Here is a 19,906-nt window from a genome sequence, read left to right as displayed (position 1 = left end):
ACCCATAAACCTTAAAAAACCTAAGGCTGACAAAAGCTTAAGCGGGTGACGGTAGCAAGGAGGGTGCCAGTAGGCTGGAGGCCTTGGGGTAGAGGGGTTGAGCCTTGTGTGGGCTGCAATGGGCGGGCTTTGCTGGTGCGTGCTGTGCATTTTTGGGGCAGAAGGAATTGTTGCCTGTACCGGCCTCTTCGCGGGTGAACCCGCTCCTACAACGGTCTGCGTGGCTGTTGTAGGAGCGGGTTTACCCGCGAAGAGGCCGGTACAGGCGACACACACTACATAGGCAACATACGATCCTGAATCACCTCTTTCATCACCAGCGTCGAACTCAGGCGCCTCACATTGGGAATACTGGTCAGCTGCTCGTCATACAGCTTCTGAAACGCCGGCAAATCCTTGGCCACCACATGCAGCAGGTAATCCGGGTCACCGAACAGCCGCTGCGCCTCGACAATCTGCGGGATCTCGGCCAGCGCTGCTTCAAAATCCGCCACCGGCTGGCGGGTCACTTCGCGCAGGGTGACGAACACCAGCGCGGCGAAGTTCAGCCCCAGCGCGCTCGGCGCCAGGCGGGCGTGGTAACCCAGAATCGCCCCGCATTCCTCCAGTGCCTTCAAGCGCCGATGGCAGGGCGACAGGCTGAGCCCCACCCGGTCGGCCAGTTCGGTCACCGACAGCCGACCGTCTTTTTGCAGCTCGGCAAGGATTTTTCGATCAGTTCTGTCCAAGAGGAAGAATCTTCCAGTAAATAAATGCTTAGGGGGAATATACGAAAGAAAATCCCCGGAAGGAATCCGTAATCTTTCGCTATCGCAAAGCAGTAGATAAGGAAAATTCAAGTGGCTATCAGTGTGCTGACGGCATTTTGGGCCGTGTCGATGCTGTTCGTGATTACCCCCGGTGCCGATTGGGCCTATGCCATTTCGGCAGGGATGCGCGGGCGCTGGGTGATGCCCGCGGTGGCGGGGATGTTGTCGGGGCATTTCCTTGCCACCCTGGTGGTAGCGGCCGGGGTTGGCAGCCTGCTGGCGGGCCATCCGCTGGCGCTGACGTTGCTGACCCTGGCGGGGTGCAGCTACCTGCTGTGGCTGGGCGGCAATCTGTTGCTGAGCCCGGCATTGCCGTCGGCCGGGCAGGGCGGGGCTGGGGAGTCGGGCTCGCGCTGGGCATTGAAGGGGTTCTGCGTCAGTGGCCTGAACCCTAAAGTGTTCCTGCTGTTCCTGGCTTTGCTGCCGCAATTCACCGACCCGCAATCGAGCTGGCCGGTGCCGGTGCAGATCTTGCTGCTGGGGCTGGTGCACCTGTGCAGTTCGCTGGTGATCTATTCACTGGTGGGGTATGGCGCCAAGGCTGTGCTGAGCACCCGGCCGGGCGCGGCCAGGCTGGTCGGGCGGGTGTCGGGGGTGGCGATGATTACCGTGGCGCTGGGCCTGATCATTGGTCAGATAAACTGATTTCACCGGTTGCAAATGGCTTCGGATAAACTCGCACGACTTCAACGCACAACCAGGATGTGCTTCATGCCCGAAATGACCCAACTGCTCACCTTCGCCCTGATCTGCCTGGGCATGGTCCTGACCCCGGGGCCGAACATGATCTACCTGATCTCTCGCTCGATCTGCCAGGGCCGCAAGGCCGGGTTGATATCGTTGGGCGGTGTAGCCCTGGGTTTTGTTATCTACATGTTCTGCGCCGCATTGGGCATTACCGCGCTGGTAATGGCGGTGCCTTTTGCCTACGACGCGCTGCGCATTGGTGGCGCGCTGTACCTGTTGTACCTGGCCTGGCAGGCGCTGCGCCCCGGTGGTCGTTCACCTTTCCAGGTCCGTGACTTGCCCGCCGACAGCCCACGGCGGCTGTTCACCATGGGCTTTGCCACCAGCCTGCTCAACCCCAAGATTGCCGTCATGTACCTGTCGCTGATGCCCCAATTCATCGAGCCGGGCCATGGCAGCGTACTGCTGCAGTCGCTGGTACTGGGTTCGACACAGATTGCCATCAGCGTTTCGGTCAACGCGCTGATCGCGGTCATGGCCGGGTCGATCGCGGTGTTCCTGGCTGGCAGGCCGCTGTGGCAACAGGTTCAGCGCTGGCTGATGGGTACGGTGCTGGCAGGGCTGGCAGTGCGTATGCTGGCAGAGGGGCGCCGTTGAGCGCCCCCAGGCTTCAGTTGCCCAGTATTTTGCCGAGCATCTGGCACACCTGCTCTGCCGAGTAGGGTTTAGCCAGAAAGGCGAACCCCTGATGGCCACCTTCGGCAATCGCTTCGCTATACCCCGAAGTCAGGATAATCGGCAGCTGTGGACGATGGCGGCGCAGCTCACGGGCCAGCGCCAGCCCACCCATACCGGGCATGACCACATCGGAAAACACCGCATCAAAATCGCCTGCCGGGCCGGTCAGTTGTGCCAGAGCCTCTTCCGCCGAACGCGCGTAGCTGATCCGGTAGCCATGGTCTTCAAGGATTTGCGCAGTGAAGTTGCCCAGTTCGGGGTTGTCTTCTACCACCAGTATCCGCCGCCGTTCGCCCTGTGCGTGCGGCTGGCAGCTGGTTGAGGCTGCTTCGGGCGCTGCGGCAGGTGGGTCCTCCTGCGGCAGGTACAAGGTAAAGGTGGTGCCTTGGCCGGGGAGGCTGCTTACCTGCACATCGCCGCCGGACTGCTTGGCAAAACCGAACACCTGCGACAGACCAAGGCCAGTGCCTTCGCCCGGCGCCTTGGTGGTGAAGAACGGGTCGAAGATGCGCTCAAGCAATTCGGCGGCGATGCCGGTGCCACTGTCGCTGACCGAAATCGCTGCGAACTGGCCAGGTTGTGGTGGTTGGCCGCGCAGGGCCGGCAAGCGCTGGTCGGCTTGCAGGCGCAGTTGCAAGGTGCCCTCGCCAGCCATGGCATCGCGGCCATTGAGCATCAGATTGATCACCGCGGTTTCCAGCTGACTGAGGTCGGCGCGGATATGGCAGGGCGCATGCGGCAACTGCAACTCGATCTGGATGCGCGCGCCCGTGGCGGTGTCGAGCATGTCGGCCATGGCCTCCAGCCGCGGCCCGGCCTCGAACAGCTGCGGGCTGAGGGCCTGGCGGCGGGCAAACGCCAGTAACTGGCCGGTCAGCTTGGCGCCACGGTCGACGGTGTCGGACATGGTCTTGAGGTAGCGCTCACGGCGTTTGTCGTCGAGGCTTGGGCGTTGCAGGAAGTGCAGTGACGAGCGAATGATGGTCAGCAGGTTGTTGAAGTCATGGGCCACGCCGCCGGTCAGCTGGCCGATGGCTTCCAGCTTCTGCGTCTGGCGCAGCACGGCTTCGGTGTGCAGCAACTGGGCGGTGCGCTCGTCGACACGGTGTTCCAGGGTGGCATTCAGTGCTTCCAGCGCAGCCATCGCCTCACGGACTGCGGCGTGTGCCTGCACCCGCTGTATATGCGCCCAGGAGCGCTCGGTGACTTCGCTGATCAGCGCCTGTTCATACTGCGTCCATGTCCGGGGCGCCTTGTCGTGGATGGCCATCAGTGCGGTCAGCCGGCCGCCCTTGATCAGTGGCATGCAAATGGTTGAAGTGATACCGATCGCCTGGAAGGTGGCGGCCTCCTCAGGTGCCAGCTCGCGCAGGTTGTCATTGATTACCAGGGCCAGGCCGCTGCGCAGGCGGCTGAGTGCCAGCTTGCCGAAGTCGTGCAACTGGTATTGCCCGACCAGGTGTGGCGAGCCGGGTGCTACGGCGTCGCCACAAATGGTGAAGCCGTCTTCGTCGGACTCCATCACTGCGTACGCGCAACTCGACAGTTGCAGGTGCTCGAGCAGCTGGCGGGTAGTGATGGCCAGAATCTGGTCCGGGTCAGTGGCGTCGGCAACGGCGCGGCCAAGGTCGTCGAGGAACTTCAGGCGCTGGTTGGCCAGCACGCTGGCCGTGGTTTCGGTGACCGTGTCGAGCATGCCCAGTACCTTGCCGTCGTGGCCGCGGATGGGGCTGTAGCAGAAGGTGAAATAGGCGCGCTCGGGGCCGCCATTGCGGTTGATGATGAGCGGGAAGTCTTCGATGTACACGGCCTCGCCAGCCAGTGCACGGTCGGCCATGCTGGCGATGTCGGCCCAGGCTTCTTGCCACACCTCACTGAATGGCCTGCCCAGTGCCATTGGCTTCTGCCCGAGGATCTGGGCGAAGGCATCATTGTGCAGGGTAAGCAGTTGCGGGCCCCAGAGCACGGCCTGCGGAAAGCGCGAGGCCAGGCACAGGGCCACGCTGGTTTTCAGGGCGTCGGGCCAGTGCTCCAGCGGGCCAAGGCCCGTGGTGGCCCAGTCGTGGTTGCGGATGTGTTCGGCCATCAATCCGCCGCCGTCTAGCCATTTAACCATGTGCGCTGCCGGTCCTTTTGCTCAAGGCCATTAGGGTGCACCGAGAATAGACGGTTGGCGAGGGATTTGTGCTGGCTGTGCCGGCCTCTTCGCGGGTAAACCCGCTCCTACATTGATCGCATTCTGGTTGTAGGAGCGGGTTCATCGGGGCGCCGAACCGCCGCGAATAGGCCGGCACAGGTTAACGCATGAAGTGCACCTTGCCAGTATCGTCATTCCCCATGTAGATGCCATACACCCCAGCCTGCCGCTCCAGGATGTAACGTTCGAGAATCTGCCTGATTGCCGGGTAGTAGATTTCGTCCCACGGGATTTCATCCGGCTCGAAAAACTTGTACGCCAGCGTTTCCGGCCCATACTGCCCGGTTTCTTCAGTGGCGATGGCGCGGAAGATGATGTACACCTCGGAGATTTTGGGCACGCTGAAGATCGAGTACGGCGAGACGATATCCGCGCGCACGCCGCTTTCTTCCCACACTTCGCGCAGGGCCGCCTGCTCGGTGGTTTCGCCTGCCTCCATGAACCCTGCCGGCAAGGTCCAGGTGCCGGGGCGCGGCGGGATGGCGCGCTGGCACAGCAGGTACTTGCCTTCGCGTTCGATGATGCAGCCGGCGATGATCTTCGGGTTGATATAGTGGATAAAACCGCAGCCGGTGCAGTGCAGGCGTTCGTGGGTATCGCCTGTGGGAACGCCCCGGGCCAGTTCCGTGGTGCAGTGCGGGCAGTAGCGCAGGGCGTTGGGCATGATCAGCGGCCTATACGGTTTTTATATACGTGGATCCTTGAGGGCCAGAGGCTCGACAATGTCGCGCACCTTGGCGTTGTCATCCTGCTTCTGGCGCAGGTAGTCCAGGGCCACCTTGGCGGCGGCGCGGACGTGGTCGACCGAGGCCTGATGGGCCACCAGCGGATCCCCGCCCTTGATCGCCTCGACGATTTTTTCCATTTCGCGGTTGCTGGCACCGCGGCGGTTTTCCTGCGACACCGAGGTGGCGCGCAGGTAGCTGATGCGTGCCTGCAACTGGCGCAGTTGTTGCGCCGCCACCTGGTTGCCGGAGCCTTCCAGCAGCACGTCGTAGAAGCCTTGCACCGAATCCAGCACCTGTTGCAGCTCGCCTTCTTCCAGGGCTTCGCGGTTGACCTCCAGCGCGCGTTCCAGGGCACGGATGTCCTTGGCCTTGGCGTTGAGGGTGAACAGCTGCACGATCAGGCCTTCGAGTACGCAACGCAGCTCGTAGATGTCGCGGGCGTCTTCCAGGGTGATGATGGCCACGCGCGGGCCCTTGGCGTCGGCGAATTCTACCAGGCCTTCGGATTCCAGGTGGCGCAGGGCTTCGCGTACCGAGGTGCGGCTGACGCCGAGGCGGTCGCAGAGGTCGCGCTCGACCAGGCGGTCGCCGGGCAGCAGGTGGAAGTTCATGATCGCGGCGCGCAGCTTGTCGAGCACGATTTCGCGCAGGGTAACGGGGTTGCGGTTGACCTTGAAGCTGTCGTCGAGTGGCTGGCGTTTCATCAAGTGCGCTCTTAAAGAGGCGGCTCGGCCGCAACCGCAACAGCACCACGAACCTTGGGTGCTCCTTGCGTGGGTTCGAACAGCCCGGTGTTAACGGGTTGACTCCGCATCGGCTTCAGCGAACGCTTCGCGGGCCAGGCGGAAGCTGTCCACCGCCGCGGGTACGCCGCAATAAATGCCGACCTGGAGCAGGATCTCGCGAATCTGTTCACGGCTCAGGCCATTACGCAATGCGCCGCGAATGTGCAGCTTGAGCTCGTGGGGCCGGTTGAGCGCGGAAATCATGGCCAAGTTTATCATGCTGCGCTCTTTGAGCGAGAGGCCTTCGCGGCCCCAGACGTGGCCCCAGCAGTATTCGGTGACCAGCTCCTGCAGCGGCTTGGTAAACGCGTCGGCGTTCTGGATCGAGCGGTTGACGTAGTCCTCGCCCAGCACCTGGGTGCGGATCTGCAGGCCTTTTTCGTACTTTTCATTGCTCATGCGCAGTACTCCGGAATAAAACAGGGGCCGCAACCGAGGGTGAGACGATTAGCGCGGCCCCTGAAAAATGGGGTGTTGCTGAAATTCTGGGGCTGCTGTGCAGCCCTTTCGCGACACAAGGCCGCTCCTACAAGTGACCGCGATCTCCTGTAGGAGCGGCCTTGCGTCGCGAAAGGGCCGCGCAGCGGCCCCAAAGTCTCGAAGGTCAGCCCAAGGGCGGCAGGGCGCCGAGCTTGCCTTTGTGGTAAACCATCGGTGTCACCGGCTCGGCCGGCAGTACCAGGTTTTTTACCGCACCAACGATGATCGCGTGGTCACCGCCGTCGTACTCGCGCCACAGTTCGCACTCGATGATCGCCGTGGCCTTGGTCAGCAGCGGGTTGCCCAGCTCGCTCAGTTGCCACTCGACGCCTTTGGCCTTGTCCTTGCCCTTGCCGGCAAAGGCATAGGCTTCGGCAGTCTGGTCGGCGGACAGCAGGTGAATCGCAAACTGCTTGCTGTCCCGCAGGATCGGGTAGGTGTCCGAGGCATAGTTGGGGCAGAACAGCACCAGTGCCGGGTCGATCGACAACGCGCTGAACGCGCTGGCGGTGATGCCGACGATGCCGCCGTCGGCGTCCAGGGTGGTGACAACCGTGACGCCGGACGGGAAGGAGCCCATCACGTCTTTGTAGATGCCGGGTTCGATCATCTCGTGCTACCTCTTAACGCATCACAAACGGGTCGGGCATCGGCGCGGTGGACAGGTTGATCCACACGGTCTTCAGCTCGGTATAGGCCAGCACCGAATCGATGCCACTTTCACGGCCGTAGCCGCTGTTCTTGAAACCGCCAATCGGCGCCATGGCCGACACGGCGCGGTAGGTGTTGACCCAAATGATCCCCGAGCGCACGTCACGGGCCAGGCGGTGGGCACGGCCCAGGTCGCGGGTCCAGATGCCGGCCGCCAGGCCAAACTGCGAGTCGTTGGCCATTTCCAGGGCCTCTTCCTCGGTCTTGAAGCGGATCACCGCGGCCACCGGGCCGAACACTTCTTCCTGCATGATGGTCATCGAGTTGCTGTCGCACTCGAACAGGGTCGGCTCGTAGAACCAGCCGTCACCCTCCACCTCGGCACGCTTGCCGCCCATGTGCAGCTTGGCGCCTTCGGCCTTGGCTGCGGCGACCAGGCCTTCGACCACGGCCAGTTGCTGTGCGGTGGCCATCGGGCCCATTTCGCTGGCGTCGTCCTGCGGGTTGCCGATGCGGATGCGCTTGGCGCGGGCGATGAGGCGCTCGACGAATGCGTCGAAGATCTCGTCCTGCACCAGTAGGCGTGAGCCGGCCACGCAGCTTTGCCCGGAGGCGGCATAGATGCCGGCCACGGCGCCGTTGATGGCGCTGTCCAGGTCGGCGTCGGCGAAGATGATGTTCGGCGACTTGCCGCCCAGCTCCAGCGACAGCTTGGCGAAGTTCTCGGCACTGCTGCGCACCACGTGGCGGGCGGTGGCGGCGCCGCCAGTGAAGGCGATCTTGCGCACCAGCGGGTGGCGGGTCAGCGCCGCGCCGGTGCTTGGGCCGTAACCGGTGACCACGTTGACCACGCCGGCCGGGAAGCCGGCCTCAAGGGCCAGGCGCGCCAGTTCGAGGATGGTCGCCGAGGCGTGCTCGGAAGGCTTGAGCACGATGGTGTTGCCGGCGGCCAGGGCCGGGGCCAGCTTGATCGCGGTGAGGTACAGCGGGCTGTTCCACGGGATGATCCCGGCGACCACGCCGATCGGCTCGTGCACGGTGTAGGCGAACAGGTCGGGCTTGTCCAGCGGCAGGGTGCCGCCTTCGATCTTGTCAGCCAGGCCTGCGGTGTAGTGGAAGAACTCAGGCAGGTAGCCGACCTGGCCGCGGGTTTCGCGGATCAGCTTGCCGTTGTCCCGGCTTTCCAGCTGGGCCAGGTGTTCCTTGTTTTCGGCAATCAGGTCGCCCAGGCGACGCAGCAGCTTGCCGCGCGCGGTGGCGGTGATGCTGCGCCATTGCTTGCTGTCAAAGGCACGCTGGGCGGCCTGTACGGCCAGCTCGACATCGGCTTCGTCGGCGTCGGGCAGTTGCGCCCAGGCCTGGGCGGTGGCCGGGTTGAGGCTGTCGAAGGTCTTGCCGCTCTGGGCATCGCGCCATTGGCCGTCGATGCACATCTGGAAACGAACGAGGGTCATGCAACAATCCCCTTGGCGGATTCGGTGAGGGTGCGGGCTTGCGCGAGGAAGTCCAGCAGCATCTTGTTGACTTCACGGGGGGCTTCCACCGGCATCATATGCCGTTGCTCGGCGAGGACCACACTGTGCGCACCAGGAATGCTGGCGGCGAGCTGGCGGGTCATGGCCGGGGTGGAGCCAGAGTCGAGTTCGCCGGTGGCGATCAACGCAGGCACCTGAATGCTGCCCAGGTCGCCTGCGCGGTACATGTCCTGGGTAGCGAACAGCGAATAAGTGGTGTGGTAACCCTGCGGGTCGTTGCTTGCCAGCACCTGGCGAATGGCGGCGACCTGCGCCGGGTTGGCAGCCTTGTATTCACGGCTGAACCAGCGGTCGAGGGCAGCATCGACGTTGGCGTCGGGGCCAAGTTCTGCAGCCTGTGCGGCACGGGCGATGACGCCGGCACTCTGCTCGGGGCTGCGGTTGAACACGCTGTTGAGCACTACCAGCGCAGCCAGGCGCTGCGGGTAGTTGAGGGCGAATGCACGAGCAACCAGGCCGCCCATGGAGAAGCCGATCACCGTGGCCTGCGGAATCTGCAGGTGGTCGAGCAGTTCGGCGAGCTGGTCGGCGTAGCCTTCCAGCGGGGTGTCGGCGGCCGGCACGCGGCTTTGGCCGTGGCCGAGCATGTCGTAGGCGATTACGCGGTAGTCGTTGGCCAGGCCAACGATCTGGCCGCCCCACATCTCTTTATTAAGGCCGACGCCGTGTATCAGTACCACGGGTTGGCCCTGGCCGACGGACAGGTAGCTGGTGCCGGCAGGTGTGCGTTCAGCGACAGGCTGAATCATGGAGGGCGCTCCTTGAAGGTCGGGCGCGGCGGGTAAGCACGCCACGCCCCGGCCCGTCTTGGTTGTTGTTATTGAGCGTTGGCTTTTTCGGCAGCCAGTTCTTCCAGGTCGATGTAGCGGTTGCCGATACGCGGGTGCAGGCGGCCGCCGTCGGCAGCGCCCAGGACCACGACGATTTCATCGGCACGCGGGGCGTCTTCGATCTGCATTTCCAGGGTGATGTAGTGCGAGCGCAGGCCTTCGTCGTCCTTCTGCATCATCGGGATCTGGATCGAAGTGCCTGGGCCGCCGCGCTTGTTGGTGAAGCTCAGGTAGCTCTTGGCCTGGACCGCTTCGCGGTAGTGGTTGCCGAAGCGCAGGGTGTGGATCACTGCCGAGGCGTGTTCGATTTCGCCGTCGGCGCCGACCACAGCAGCTTTGCCGTAGGCCTCGATCTTGTCGGCACCGCCGATGGCAGCAGTCAGGCGCTCGACCATCAGGGCACCCAGCTCCGAGCAGTTGGCACGGATTTCCGGCTTCAGATCCTCAACAAAACCGCGACCGGCCCATGGGTTCTTGATCACGACGGCCAGGCCGACCATGGTCACCGGCTTGTCGGTGGCCTTGCCGCCTTCGATGCGGGTCTCTTCGGAGTAGGTGACGATCTTGCGGATTTCGAAACTCATGGGTGGCTCCTGGTGAGGGTTATCAGCTATTGTTGTCTGATGGTATACCATAATATTTGTTGTGCAAGAGGTGGCTGAAAAATTCTCTTGCTGGGGGACGAAAGGTGGGGGCATGCCTTGAGTTTTATGGCGCCTGTGAGATCGAGCGCCGCAGCGTTTGCCTTGACACATTCAGCGCCTGTGAAATCGAGCGCCGCCCGCGCGGCGCTTCGCGGCTAAAGCCGCTCCTACGTTTGTTTCTGGCCAGTTATGCCTGTGGGATCAACGCGCGAACGCCTTGGCGCATGGCTCGATATCGCGTCGTACAAGCAAGGCGGTCGCGCGCGCCTGGCACAGGATGGACTGGCCCGAAACAAACGTAGGAGCGGCTTTAGCCGCGAAGCGCCGCGCGGGCGGCGCTCGATTTCACAGGCGCCACAAACCACAAGGCGTACACCCAAAAAAAGCCCGCTCACGCAGGCCACAAGGGCCCACGTGAGCGGGCTGCGTCCCGCAATGTTTCAGGCAATGGGAATTCAGGCGAACGCCGGCACCACTTCCTTGATGAACAGCTCGAGCGACTTCTTCTTCTCGGCATGTGGCAGGCTGTTGTCGCACCAGAAGCTGAACTCGTCGACGCCCAGTTCCTGGTAGTACTTGATGCGCGCGATGATTTCTTCCGGGGTACCGATCATGGTGTTCTTGCGAATGTTGTCCAGCTGGAACGCCGGCACTTCAGCAAACTTCGACTCCGGGCTTGGCTCAAGGAAGCCGTTGACCGGCACAGTCTTGTTGCCGAACCAAGCGTCGAAGGTGCGGTAGAAGCGCGAGATGGCCTGCGCACCGACTTTCCAGCCTTCCGGCTCGGCCGGGCTGTGCACGTGGGTGTGGCGCAGCACCATCAGTTGCGGGCGTGGTACGTCCGGGTTGTTGTCCAGGGCGGCCTGGAACTTGTTCTTCAGGTCCAGCACCTCTTCGTCACCCTTCATCAGCGGAGTGACCATGACGTTGCAGCCGTTGGCCACGGCAAAGTTGTGCGAGTCCGGGTCGCGCGCGGCAATCCACATCGGCGGCGTGGCGTTGAACGGCTTAGGTACGCTGGTGGAAGTAGGGAACTTGTAGACTTCACCCTCATGGGCGTAGTCGCCTTCCCACAGCTTGCGCACCACCGGCACCATCTCGCGCAGCGCCTTGCCGCCGTCGGTGGCCGGCATGCCATTGGCCATGCGGTCGAATTCGAACTGGTAGGCACCGCGGGCCAGGCCCACTTCCATGCGGCCGTTGCTGATCACGTCGAGCAGGGCGCATTCGCCGGCGACGCGGATCGGGTTCCAGAACGGCGCGATGATGGTGCCGGCACCCAGGCGGATCTTCTCGGTGCGCGCGGCCAGGTAGGCCAGCAGCGGCATCGGGCTTGGTGAAATGGTGTATTCCATGGCGTGGTGTTCGCCGATCCACACGGTGCTGAAACCGCCGTCTTCGGCCATCAGGGTCAGTTCGGTCAGGTCTTCGAACAGCTGGCGGTGGCTGACCTGTTCATCCCAACGTTCCATGTGCACGAACAACGAAAATTTCATGGGGCTTTCCTCAACGCTTGAAAGGGGCTGGCGCCGGGCAGGGGTGGCGCCAGTTGTCTCGATTCAGAACAGGCCTCAGGCAAAGGCCGGCAGGCTGGCCATCTTGCCGCGGCAGTACACCATCGGTCGCGGCGCGTCGGCAGGGACGATCAGGTTGTGTACCTTGCCGACCATGATGGCGTGGTCGCCACCTTCATATTCGCGCCACAGTTCGCACTCGATGACGGCAGTGGCGCCGGCCAGGATCGGGTTGCCCAGTTCGCTCAGGGTCCACTCGATGCCGCTGGCCTTGTCCTTGCCTTTCTTGGCGAATGCATAGGCTTCAGCCTGCTGTTCACCCGAGAGCAAGTGAATGGCAAAGCGCTTCTGCTTGATCAGCACTGGGTAGGAGTCGGAGGTGTAGTTGGGGCAGAACAGCACCAGCGGCGGGTCCATCGACAGCGAGGAGAAGGCGCTGGCGGTCAGGCCGACGACCGAGCCGTCGTCGTCCAGGGTGGTGATGACGGTAACGCCGGACGGGAAGGAGCCCAGGACGTTCTTGTAGACGGTTGCGTCGATCATCTCGTGTACCTCTAAAGGGCTGCGGTGGTCCGCGGTTTTTATCGTTGATGTGTCTGATGGTATACCGTAATACCTATTTTGCAAGCAGAATTTTCAGCCTTGGGTTTTCACGATGAATGGCTCAAAGCCACGTAAACCGTGGCCTTGAGCGGTGAGGTGGATTGTCGCAGGGGGTTTGCGAGCAGATCAGCGGCGGTTTTTTCGTGCGGATCAGTGTTGTCAAAAGCTTGGAATACCATAATATGGTCCGCAGCTGAGAGGCCGCCTAGATGCGGTTTCCTTACAAAGATAAAAACGACCTTTCGAGCTGATACCTATGTCCCAACCGTCATCGCAAAACCAGTTTGTCGAGAATCACACGGTCGATTACGTTCCACCTGCCGAGCGCCACGGGAAGGCGCGCGATCTGTTCACCCTCTGGTTCAGTACCAACATTGCGCCACTGCCTATCGTGACCGGCGCCATGGTGGTCCAGGTCTTCCACCTGAACCTGTTGTGGGGGCTGATTGCCATCGTGTTGGGCCACTTGGTCGGGGGCGTGGTCATCGCCCTGGCCTCTGCGCAGGGTCCGCAGCTGGGCATTCCACAGATGGTGCAGAGCCGGGGCCAGTTTGGCCGTTACGGCGCTTTGCTGATCGTGTTCTTCACTGCGCTGATCTATGTCGGCTTCTTCATCTCCAACATCGTCCTGGCGGGCAAGACCATTCACGGTATCGCCCCGAGCGTGCCGATGCCCGGTGCGATCGTGATCGGTGCCCTGAGCGCCACCGCCATTGGCGTGATCGGCTACCGCTTCATCCACATCCTCAACCGCATCGGTACCTGGGTAATGGGCTCGGCGCTGCTGGCCGGCTTCATCATGATGTTCGTCCAGGAACTGCCGGCCGAATTCTTCAGCCGAGGCGCGTTCAACCTGTCGGGCTTCATTGCCACCGTTTCGCTGGGTGTGATCTGGCAGATCAGCTTCTCGCCGTACACCTCCGACTACTCGCGTTACCTGCCGCGCGAAGTGGGCATTGCCAAGCCGTTCTGGGCCACGTACTTCGGCGCCACCCTGGGCACTATCCTGTGCTTCAGCTTTGGCGCGGTGGCGGTGCTGTGCGTGCCGGAAGGCACCGACGCGATGGACGCGGTGCGGCAGGCCACCGGCTGGCTGGGCCCGATCCTGATGGTGCTGTTCCTGCTCAACATCATCAGCCACAACGCCCTCAACCTGTATGGCGCGGTGCTGTCGATCGTGACTGCAATCCAGACCTTCATGGCCGAGTGGACACCGAGCATCAAGGTACGAGTGATTCTGGCGTCGGTGATTCTGGTGGGCTGCGCGATGGTGGCGCTGAACGCCTCGGCGGGCTTCATTGGCCACTTCATCGGCCTGATCCTGGCGCTGCTGCTGGTACTGGTGCCATGGGCTTCGATCAACCTGATCGACTTCTACCTGATCAAGAAGGGCCAGTACGACATCGCCTCGATCTTCAGTGCTGACGGCGGTATCTATGGCCGCTTCAACCACCACGCGATCATTGCCTATGCCTGCGGTATCCTGGTGCAGCTGCCGTTTGCCAACACGTCGCTTTATGTGGGGCCTTACTCGAACATTGTCGAAGGGGCTGACTTGTCGTGGTTGTTTGGTTTGCTGGTGACGGTGCCGCTGTATTACTGCCTGGCGACACGTGGCAAGGTGGCTGAGAAGGCGGGGCGAGTTGTGAGTGTTAATGACTGATAGCGTCGTTGCAGTAGCAGGGGCCGCGTTGCGGCCCATCGCGACACAAGGCCGCTCCTACAGGGATTGCGCAGACTTCAAATGCTGCGCGGTCTGTGTAGGAGCGGCCTTGTGTCGCGATCGGGCTGCAAAGCAGCCCCGGCTATGTCAGATCAAACCTTGAACTGCGCCACCATGCCATTCAGGTCCACGGCAAGGCGCGACAAGTCCTGCGCCGCCGCACTGGTCTGATTCGCCCCCGCCGACGTCTGCATCGCCAGGTCACGAATATTCACCAGGTTGCGGTCCACCTCCCTCGCCACCTGCGCCTGTTCCTCCGAAGCGCTGGCAATCACCAGGTTACGCTGGTTGATCGAAGCAATCGCCTCGGCAATCACTTCCAAAGCCTGCCCCGCACCCTCAGCCACTTCCAGCGTACCCGTGGCACGCCCCTGGCTGCTGTGCATCGCCGTCACTGCTCGCTCGGTGCCGTTCTGGATCCCGGCAATCATCTGCTCGATCTCCGCCGTCGACTGCTGGGTGCGGTGGGCGAGGGCGCGCACTTCGTCAGCCACCACGGCAAAGCCACGGCCTGCCTCACCGGCGCGTGCCGCTTCGATGGCGGCGTTCAGCGCCAACAGGTTGGTCTGCCCGGCAATCGCACCAATCACGTCCAGCACGCGGCTGATCTCGTTGGCATTGCTGGCCAGCTGTTCGATCTCGGCCGAGGTGCCGGTCACGTCTGCCACCAGGTGCTGGATGGACGCCAGCGCCTGGTTGACCCGGTCGCGGCCATCGCGGGTTGTCTGGTCGGCGCCTTTCGAGGCATCGGCTGTGCTCACGGCGTTGTTGGCCACTTCCTCGACCGCCGCGGTCATCTGGTTCACCGCCGTGGCGGCCTGGTCGATTTCCGCGCTTTGCTGGTGCAGGCCGCGGCTGGTGTCTTCGGTGACGGTGTGCAGCTCTTCCGAGGCCGAGGCCAGTTGGTCGGACGAAGCGGCGATCTGGCGGATGGTGTCGCGCAAGCTGCCTTGCATGCGGCTCAGGGCGCGCAGCAGCAGGGCCGGTTCATCACGACCGATTATCCGTATGTCCTGGGTCAGGTCGCCGGTCGCTACACGCTCGGCAACGGCCAGCGCATCGGCCAGCGGCACGACGATACTGCGGGTGAGCACGGTAGCAATGGCGGCCAGGGCCAGCATGATCACCAGCAGTGCGGCAATCAGTGCGGTGAACGCTTCGTCTGCCACATCACTGCTGCGCTGCGAGGCTTGCTCGGCACCCTTGCCGTTGTAGGCGATCAACGCTGCCATGGCCTGCATCATGTTGTCGGCGCGCTGGGTCAACGGGCCGCTGATCTGCTGTTTGGCATCGTCCATGCGGCCGGCAGTAATATCCTGCAGCACGCGTGCTTGCAGTTCCACATATTGCTGGTGGGCCGTGTTGAAGGTATTGAACAGGGCGCGGTCATCGGCAGCGATGATGGTATCGCCATAGTCCTTGAGGCCGTCCTTGAGCTGCGTGTTGATGCCTTCCAGCATCTGCAGGTTGCGGTTGCGTTCGCTGGGGTTGTCGTCCAGTGCGGCACGCAGGGTGACGGCGCGGGCGCGCCCAAGGTTGGTGCTGATTTCACTGAGGGCCACTACGGCTGGCATCCAGGTCACCCGTATCTCGTCCGTGGCCTTGTCCATCTGCCGGGTTTCGTAAAGTGCGATAAGGCCCATGAACAGGACCAGGATGCCCAACAGGGCGAATACGCTGGCAGCGCGAATGCCGATCTTCAAATTCCGTAACTGCATGGAATGCTCCTTGACGGTGGCGTGCAGGCCTCAGGAGCTCGGGCGGGTGGCCAGGCCACCGGTGTGGCGCCAGGCTCTTGATGCGCTGCGGATTTAGTGGTGTTTCTCACCCTCTTGAATAGTTTTTGATTTGGATGATGCCATATGGCCATCATCATTGAACAGCCATTCAATGTAATGGCATGTGCTGACAAAACCGCCAATTGTTGACGGTTTTATCAGGAAAATGCCGTTAAACGATGGCGATGAGCGGGTCGGCTGCAGCCAGGGCCAAGGCGCGGTCAGCCGCAGGCGGGTAGATCCAGACCGAGTTGATCTGGCGCTTCAGGGCCTTGCCTTCCTGGCCGTGCAGCTTCAGTTCGCGCTCCCAACCTTCGCTGAAGGCGGCGCCCCAATCGCCCAGGTCCAGGCAGGTGACGTACTTGGGCTGGCGGTACAGCACCGGCTGCAGGCCGAGCAGGTCGGCGGCGGCATTGTTGCCGGAGTGGCGGCCCATGGGGATGGCGTGCTGGCAGGTCATCAGGGCGTGGTTGCCCAAGTCGTCCACTGCAGCCCAGGCGGTGTCACCGGTGGCGTAAACGTGGTCCTGGCCCAGCACTTTCAGGTGGCCGTCCACTTTCAGCCGGCCGAAGGTGTCGCGCTCACCGGCAACTTGCGCCGTCAACGGGCTGGCCTTGACGCCAACGGTCCAGATCACCGTATTGCTTGGGATGTGCTCGCCGTTGTCTAAAGTGACACCCGCAGCATCGACCGCCACCACCGAAGCACCGGCCAGCCACTCGACCCCGGCCTGTTCACAGGCGGCGACGATCGACGGCGTGATGCCAGCACCCAGCGCCGCACCCACCTGCGCACCCCGGTCGACCACCACCACCCGCAATGCGGCGTCGGCACCGAGGATCGAGCGCAGGCGGGCAGGCATTTCGGTCGCGGTTTCGATACCGGTGAAGCCGCCGCCGCACACCACTACCGTATTACGGGCTGGCGAAGCGGGCAGGGCAGCCAGGCCAACCAGGTGCTGCTCCAGGCGCATGGCCGATTCCATCTGGTCGACATCGAACGCATGTTCGGCCAGGCCGTGAACTGCGGGGCGCGCAACCTGGCTGCCGGCGGCCAGAATCAGCCGGTCGTAAACGATGCGCTGAGGTTGGCCGTTGGCATCGGTGTAGCTGACGCTGCGCCCTTCGGTATCGATGCTGTCGGCGTTGCCCGGGATGAAGTGAATACCAACGGCTTCGAACAGTTCACCCAGCGGTGCCTTCATGCCCTGCACGTCGGCCTCGTAGAAGCGCGGGCGAATGCGCAGTTCTGGCTGGGGTGCCAGCACGCTGATGCTGAGGTCGGCGCGCTGCGCCTGGTCGAGCAGGCGTGCAGCGCTGAGTGCGCTCCAGACACCGGCAAAGCCGGCACCGATGATCAGGATGTTCGATTTCATGAGGGTGCTCCGCAAGGTTCGAAGAGGGCTTCGAGGCCAGAATGGCTGGCCTTCGAATAACTCCGACTATATCGATCGTAGTTTTACTCGACAAGCGTTTTCTCGTTTGGTCGACGAATGCGAGGCGGCCGCGTGGACGAGCTGCCATAACCGAAAATCATGTTATTTGCCCCGGAAATGTCGCTGTAACTCAGCCAGGCCAGCCCTTACGCTTTTGCACAGAGCAGCAAAACGCTCGATGCCTTGGTTGGACTGACCAGTAGAAAACAATAAGGAGTTACCCAATGCCTGCTTTCAAGTTTTCCGGCGTGAACCTGGCCATCACCACCCCGTTCGATGCGCAGGGCAAGGTCGACTACGCACGCTTCGAAAGCCTGATCGAGCGCTACCTCGCTACAGGTATGCATGGCTTTGTCCTCAGTTCTGGAACCGGGATGCACGTGTACTTGAGCGAGGATGAGTCCAAGGAGCTTGTGGCCTTTGGGGCCAAGGTGATCAACGGCCGCGCCCGGGTGATCGCCCAGACCTCCGCGCTGCTGGTCGAAGACGTGGTCGAACGGACCCGTCACGCCAAGGACTGCGGTGCCGATGGCGTGATGGTGCTGCCGCCATTCTTCGAGGGGCCGACCGACGACCAGGGCATCATCGATTTCTATTCCAGCGTGTCCGAAGCCGGCTTGCCGATCATTGGCTACAACGTGCCGCAGGCTGTGGGGGTGGAGGTAACGCCGTCGCTGTTCAAGCGACTGTGCGAGATCCCCAACTTTGTATCGGTCAAGGACAGCAGCGGCGACCTGGCAGCCCAGGCTTCGCTGTCGCGCACCGGCCTGCCGACCCTGAACGGCGCCGACCCGCTGGCGCCTTACGCCTTATTTGCCGGCGCGGCGGGGTTGATCTGGGGCGGTGCGAACCTGGCCCCGAAAACCTGCGTGGCACTGGCCAATGCCGCCAGCGAAGGCAAATGGGCTGAAGTGCAGCAGATCTGGACCAGCCTGGCCCCGGTAATGTCGTTGATCTGGCAGGGCGACTACGTGCAGTCGGTTTATGCCGGCGCGAAAATCATGGGCTTTGACGCGGGCAATCCACGCCGCCCGCTGGCACGCCTTGCTGAAGAGAAATTTGGCGCCCTGCGTGAAGCATTGGCACCGCTGGTAGAGCATGAAGCCTTGGCGTCTTAACCCTTTCAGCCCCTGGTTTTGCCAGTGAAGGGCGAGCAGCGTAATATTTACGACAAAGTTGGTCGGAGATTACGATGTCGCTTTACAGTGCTGGCGTGGAATACGGCATCCATTGCCTGTTGTTTTTGGTGGACGCGCGCGGTGAAACCCGCGATTCCAGCGTGCGCGACCTGGCCGAGCTGCAGGGCGTGCCGCAGGAATACCTGGCCAAGGTCTTCACCAAGCTGGCCCGTGCCGGGTTGGTGGCGGCCACCGAAGGTGTGCGCGGCGGCTTTCGCCTGGCGCGGCCGGCGGCTGAAATCAGCGTGCTGGATATCGTCAATGCCATTGACGGGCCGAAGAAGATCTTCGATTGCCGCGAGGTGCGCGAGCGCTGCTCCTTGTTCGACGGCGCGCCGCCAGGCTGGGCGACCGAGGGTACCTGTGCGATTCATGCCGTGATGCTGGGCGCGCAGAAACGCATGGAAGAAGCGTTGGCGCAGCAGAACGTGCTGGACCTGGCCATGCGCTTCGGGCGCAAGGCTCCGGCCGAGTTCGGCCAGCAGGTCGATGCCTGGATGGGGGAGCGGCGGGAGGTTAAAGGGGCTGGGGATATTCCGGTCAGCCAGGTCTGAATCGGTTGCCTTTACCGGCCCTTTCGCGGGTAAACCCGCTCCTACAAGGTCAGCACAACCTGTAGGAGCGGGTTTACCCGCGAAGAGGCCCTTACAGGCCTACAGTGATCAACGCCCCTCATGTTGCCGCCGATAAGCCCCCGGCTGCACGCCCACCGCCTTGGCAAACGCACGGGTAAATGCCGCCACCGACTGATACCCCACCTGCGCCCCCACTTGTTCCACGGTATGCCCCGCCCGCAGCAACTGGCTTGCATGGCGCATGCGCAGCGCCAGCAACACTTGCCCCGGCGATTGCCCGGCCACTTCGCTGAAACGCTTGAAAAACGCCGAGCGAGATAACCCGGCGCAGGCGGCCATGCTCTCCAGTGACCAGGCCTGCCCCGGTTGCTCGATCAACTGCTCCAGCAAACCGGCAAACGCCGGCTGGCGAGCGAGGGCGACCAGCCCGCCCAGCGCCTGCCCCGCGTGCACCTGCTGACGCAGCACATACAGAAACAGCAAATGTGTCAGCCGCTCCAGCAGCGCCTGTGACGGCCCGGCATCGCGCCGGCACTCTTCCAGAATCAGCTCGAACAGCGCCCGCGCCGCACTGCCGGCGGGGTCTTCGGCGCGCAGCAGAATCCAGTCAGCCAGGCCCTCGACAATCAGCGAAGACAGGCCCGACTGAAAATGAAAGAAACCACAAACCAGCCCGACCCCGTCACTGGCCTCGCTGTCCAGTGCCTGCATCACCCGGCGCGGTTGCGCGCAAGCGTCGGCCGGGTCCTGGTCGCTGGACAAGCGATAAGCCAGGTCGCGCAGCAGGAATACCGCATCACCTTTTTCCAGGCGTACCGGTTGCGGCTGGCCATCGATATGCAGCCAGCAATGGCCCTGCACCACCAGGTGAAAGCTGGCCCTGCCCATGCCCTGGGTGCTGGCGTGCCAGCCACCGCAGTAGCGGCCGACATGAAACAGGCTGGCATCGAGCTGCAGGCCTTCTAATAACCAATCGACAAGCGGGCTGGACGAAATCATCTAATGCAAAGACTCAG

19 protein-coding genes are annotated in these 19,906 nt (G+C 62.8%); 5 read left to right on the top strand and 14 right to left on the bottom strand.

Translation table 11 applies throughout. From position 1 onward, the window contains the following. Positions 1–275: 275 nt before the first annotated feature. Positions 276–728: an Lrp/AsnC family transcriptional regulator gene (locus tag ACIP02_RS25495; protein ID WP_400622318.1), complete on the bottom strand. Its 453-nt coding sequence runs from the start codon at positions 726–728 to the stop codon at positions 276–278. 111 nt (positions 729–839) lie between these two features. On the opposite strand from ACIP02_RS25495, the gene ACIP02_RS25490 reads away from it, so the two are divergent. Continuing rightward, on the top strand, positions 840–1,454 hold the full coding sequence (locus ACIP02_RS25490; protein WP_400622316.1) for a LysE family translocator: 615 nt from the start codon (positions 840–842) through the stop codon (positions 1,452–1,454). A 66-nt stretch (positions 1,455–1,520) separates the two neighbouring features. Further along, the gene (locus ACIP02_RS25485; protein WP_400622314.1) at positions 1,521–2,153 is read left to right on the top strand and encodes a LysE family translocator; all 633 of its coding nucleotides are present in this window, start codon (positions 1,521–1,523) and stop codon (positions 2,151–2,153) included. A gap of 13 nt (positions 2,154–2,166) precedes the next feature. On the opposite strand, the gene ACIP02_RS25480 is transcribed toward ACIP02_RS25485, so the two are convergent. The 10 genes from ACIP02_RS25480 to ACIP02_RS25435 form a co-directional block, all read right to left on the bottom strand. Continuing rightward, positions 2,167–4,350, bottom strand: coding sequence for an ATP-binding protein (locus ACIP02_RS25480; protein ID WP_400622312.1), 2,184 nt, complete (start codon positions 4,348–4,350; stop codon positions 2,167–2,169). Between the two features lie 181 nt (positions 4,351–4,531). Then, positions 4,532–5,095: an NUDIX hydrolase gene (locus ACIP02_RS25475; protein ID WP_400622310.1), complete on the bottom strand. Its 564-nt coding sequence runs from the start codon at positions 5,093–5,095 to the stop codon at positions 4,532–4,534. A gap of 21 nt (positions 5,096–5,116) precedes the next feature. Continuing rightward, positions 5,117–5,863 carry a GntR family transcriptional regulator gene (locus tag ACIP02_RS25470; protein ID WP_400622308.1) on the bottom strand — a complete coding sequence of 249 codons (747 nt, stop codon included), beginning with the start codon at positions 5,861–5,863 and terminating at the stop codon, positions 5,117–5,119. A gap of 90 nt (positions 5,864–5,953) precedes the next feature. After that, positions 5,954–6,343, bottom strand: a complete 390-nt coding sequence (locus ACIP02_RS25465; RefSeq protein ID WP_400622306.1) for a carboxymuconolactone decarboxylase family protein — start codon at positions 6,341–6,343, stop codon at positions 5,954–5,956. 205 nt (positions 6,344–6,548) lie between these two features. Then, the gene (locus tag ACIP02_RS25460) at positions 6,549–7,034 is read right to left on the bottom strand and encodes a flavin reductase family protein (RefSeq protein ID WP_110743163.1); all 486 of its coding nucleotides are present in this window, start codon (positions 7,032–7,034) and stop codon (positions 6,549–6,551) included. A 13-nt stretch (positions 7,035–7,047) separates the two neighbouring features. Then, entirely contained in the window at positions 7,048–8,529 is a 1,482-nt protein-coding gene (locus ACIP02_RS25455) for an aldehyde dehydrogenase (RefSeq protein ID WP_400622304.1), read from the bottom strand. Next, a complete protein-coding gene (locus ACIP02_RS25450) occupies positions 8,526–9,359 on the bottom strand; it encodes an alpha/beta fold hydrolase (protein ID WP_400622302.1) in 834 nt (277 codons plus the stop codon). The genes ACIP02_RS25455 and ACIP02_RS25450 overlap by 4 nt, the downstream gene beginning before the upstream one ends. Before the next feature lie 68 nt (positions 9,360–9,427). Next, the gene (locus tag ACIP02_RS25445) at positions 9,428–10,024 is read right to left on the bottom strand and encodes an amino acid synthesis family protein (protein ID WP_003256068.1); all 597 of its coding nucleotides are present in this window, start codon (positions 10,022–10,024) and stop codon (positions 9,428–9,430) included. 515 nt (positions 10,025–10,539) lie between these two features. After that, positions 10,540–11,580, bottom strand: a complete 1,041-nt coding sequence (locus tag ACIP02_RS25440; RefSeq protein WP_400622298.1) for an LLM class flavin-dependent oxidoreductase — start codon at positions 11,578–11,580, stop codon at positions 10,540–10,542. A gap of 75 nt (positions 11,581–11,655) precedes the next feature. Beyond that, positions 11,656–12,141, bottom strand: coding sequence for a flavin reductase family protein (locus ACIP02_RS25435; RefSeq protein WP_400622296.1), 486 nt, complete (start codon positions 12,139–12,141; stop codon positions 11,656–11,658). Positions 12,142–12,457: 316 nt separating this feature from the next. On the opposite strand from ACIP02_RS25435, the gene ACIP02_RS25430 reads away from it, so the two are divergent. Then, on the top strand, positions 12,458–13,864 hold the full coding sequence (locus tag ACIP02_RS25430; protein WP_400622294.1) for a purine-cytosine permease family protein: 1,407 nt from the start codon (positions 12,458–12,460) through the stop codon (positions 13,862–13,864). 152 nt (positions 13,865–14,016) lie between these two features. Here the strand turns inward: ACIP02_RS25430 and ACIP02_RS25425 are convergent, their stop codons facing one another. Both ACIP02_RS25425 and ACIP02_RS25420 read right to left on the bottom strand, forming a co-directional pair. Further along, positions 14,017–15,642, bottom strand: a complete 1,626-nt coding sequence (locus tag ACIP02_RS25425) for a methyl-accepting chemotaxis protein (RefSeq protein WP_400622292.1) — start codon at positions 15,640–15,642, stop codon at positions 14,017–14,019. 232 nt (positions 15,643–15,874) lie between these two features. Continuing rightward, positions 15,875–17,077 carry an NAD(P)/FAD-dependent oxidoreductase gene (locus ACIP02_RS25420; protein WP_400622290.1) on the bottom strand — a complete coding sequence of 401 codons (1,203 nt, stop codon included), beginning with the start codon at positions 17,075–17,077 and terminating at the stop codon, positions 15,875–15,877. Positions 17,078–17,361: 284 nt separating this feature from the next. On the opposite strand from ACIP02_RS25420, the gene ACIP02_RS25415 reads away from it, so the two are divergent. Both ACIP02_RS25415 and ACIP02_RS25410 read left to right on the top strand, forming a co-directional pair. Beyond that, positions 17,362–18,255, top strand: a complete 894-nt coding sequence (locus tag ACIP02_RS25415; protein WP_400622288.1) for a dihydrodipicolinate synthase family protein — start codon at positions 17,362–17,364, stop codon at positions 18,253–18,255. Positions 18,256–18,329: 74 nt separating this feature from the next. Then, on the top strand, positions 18,330–18,869 hold the full coding sequence (locus ACIP02_RS25410; RefSeq protein ID WP_400622286.1) for an RrF2 family transcriptional regulator: 540 nt from the start codon (positions 18,330–18,332) through the stop codon (positions 18,867–18,869). A gap of 108 nt (positions 18,870–18,977) precedes the next feature. Here the strand turns inward: ACIP02_RS25410 and ACIP02_RS25405 are convergent, their stop codons facing one another. Further along, positions 18,978–19,889: an AraC family transcriptional regulator gene (locus tag ACIP02_RS25405; protein WP_400622283.1), complete on the bottom strand. Its 912-nt coding sequence runs from the start codon at positions 19,887–19,889 to the stop codon at positions 18,978–18,980. Positions 19,890–19,906: the final 17 nt, after the last annotated feature.

The organism is Pseudomonas sp. NPDC089408 (genome assembly GCF_044749445.1).
In the GTDB taxonomy this organism is placed as follows: Bacteria; Pseudomonadota; Gammaproteobacteria; order Pseudomonadales; family Pseudomonadaceae; genus Aquipseudomonas.
Note: the sequence above shows the minus strand (reverse complement) of the source record. Positions and strands in the feature narration are given on the sequence as shown.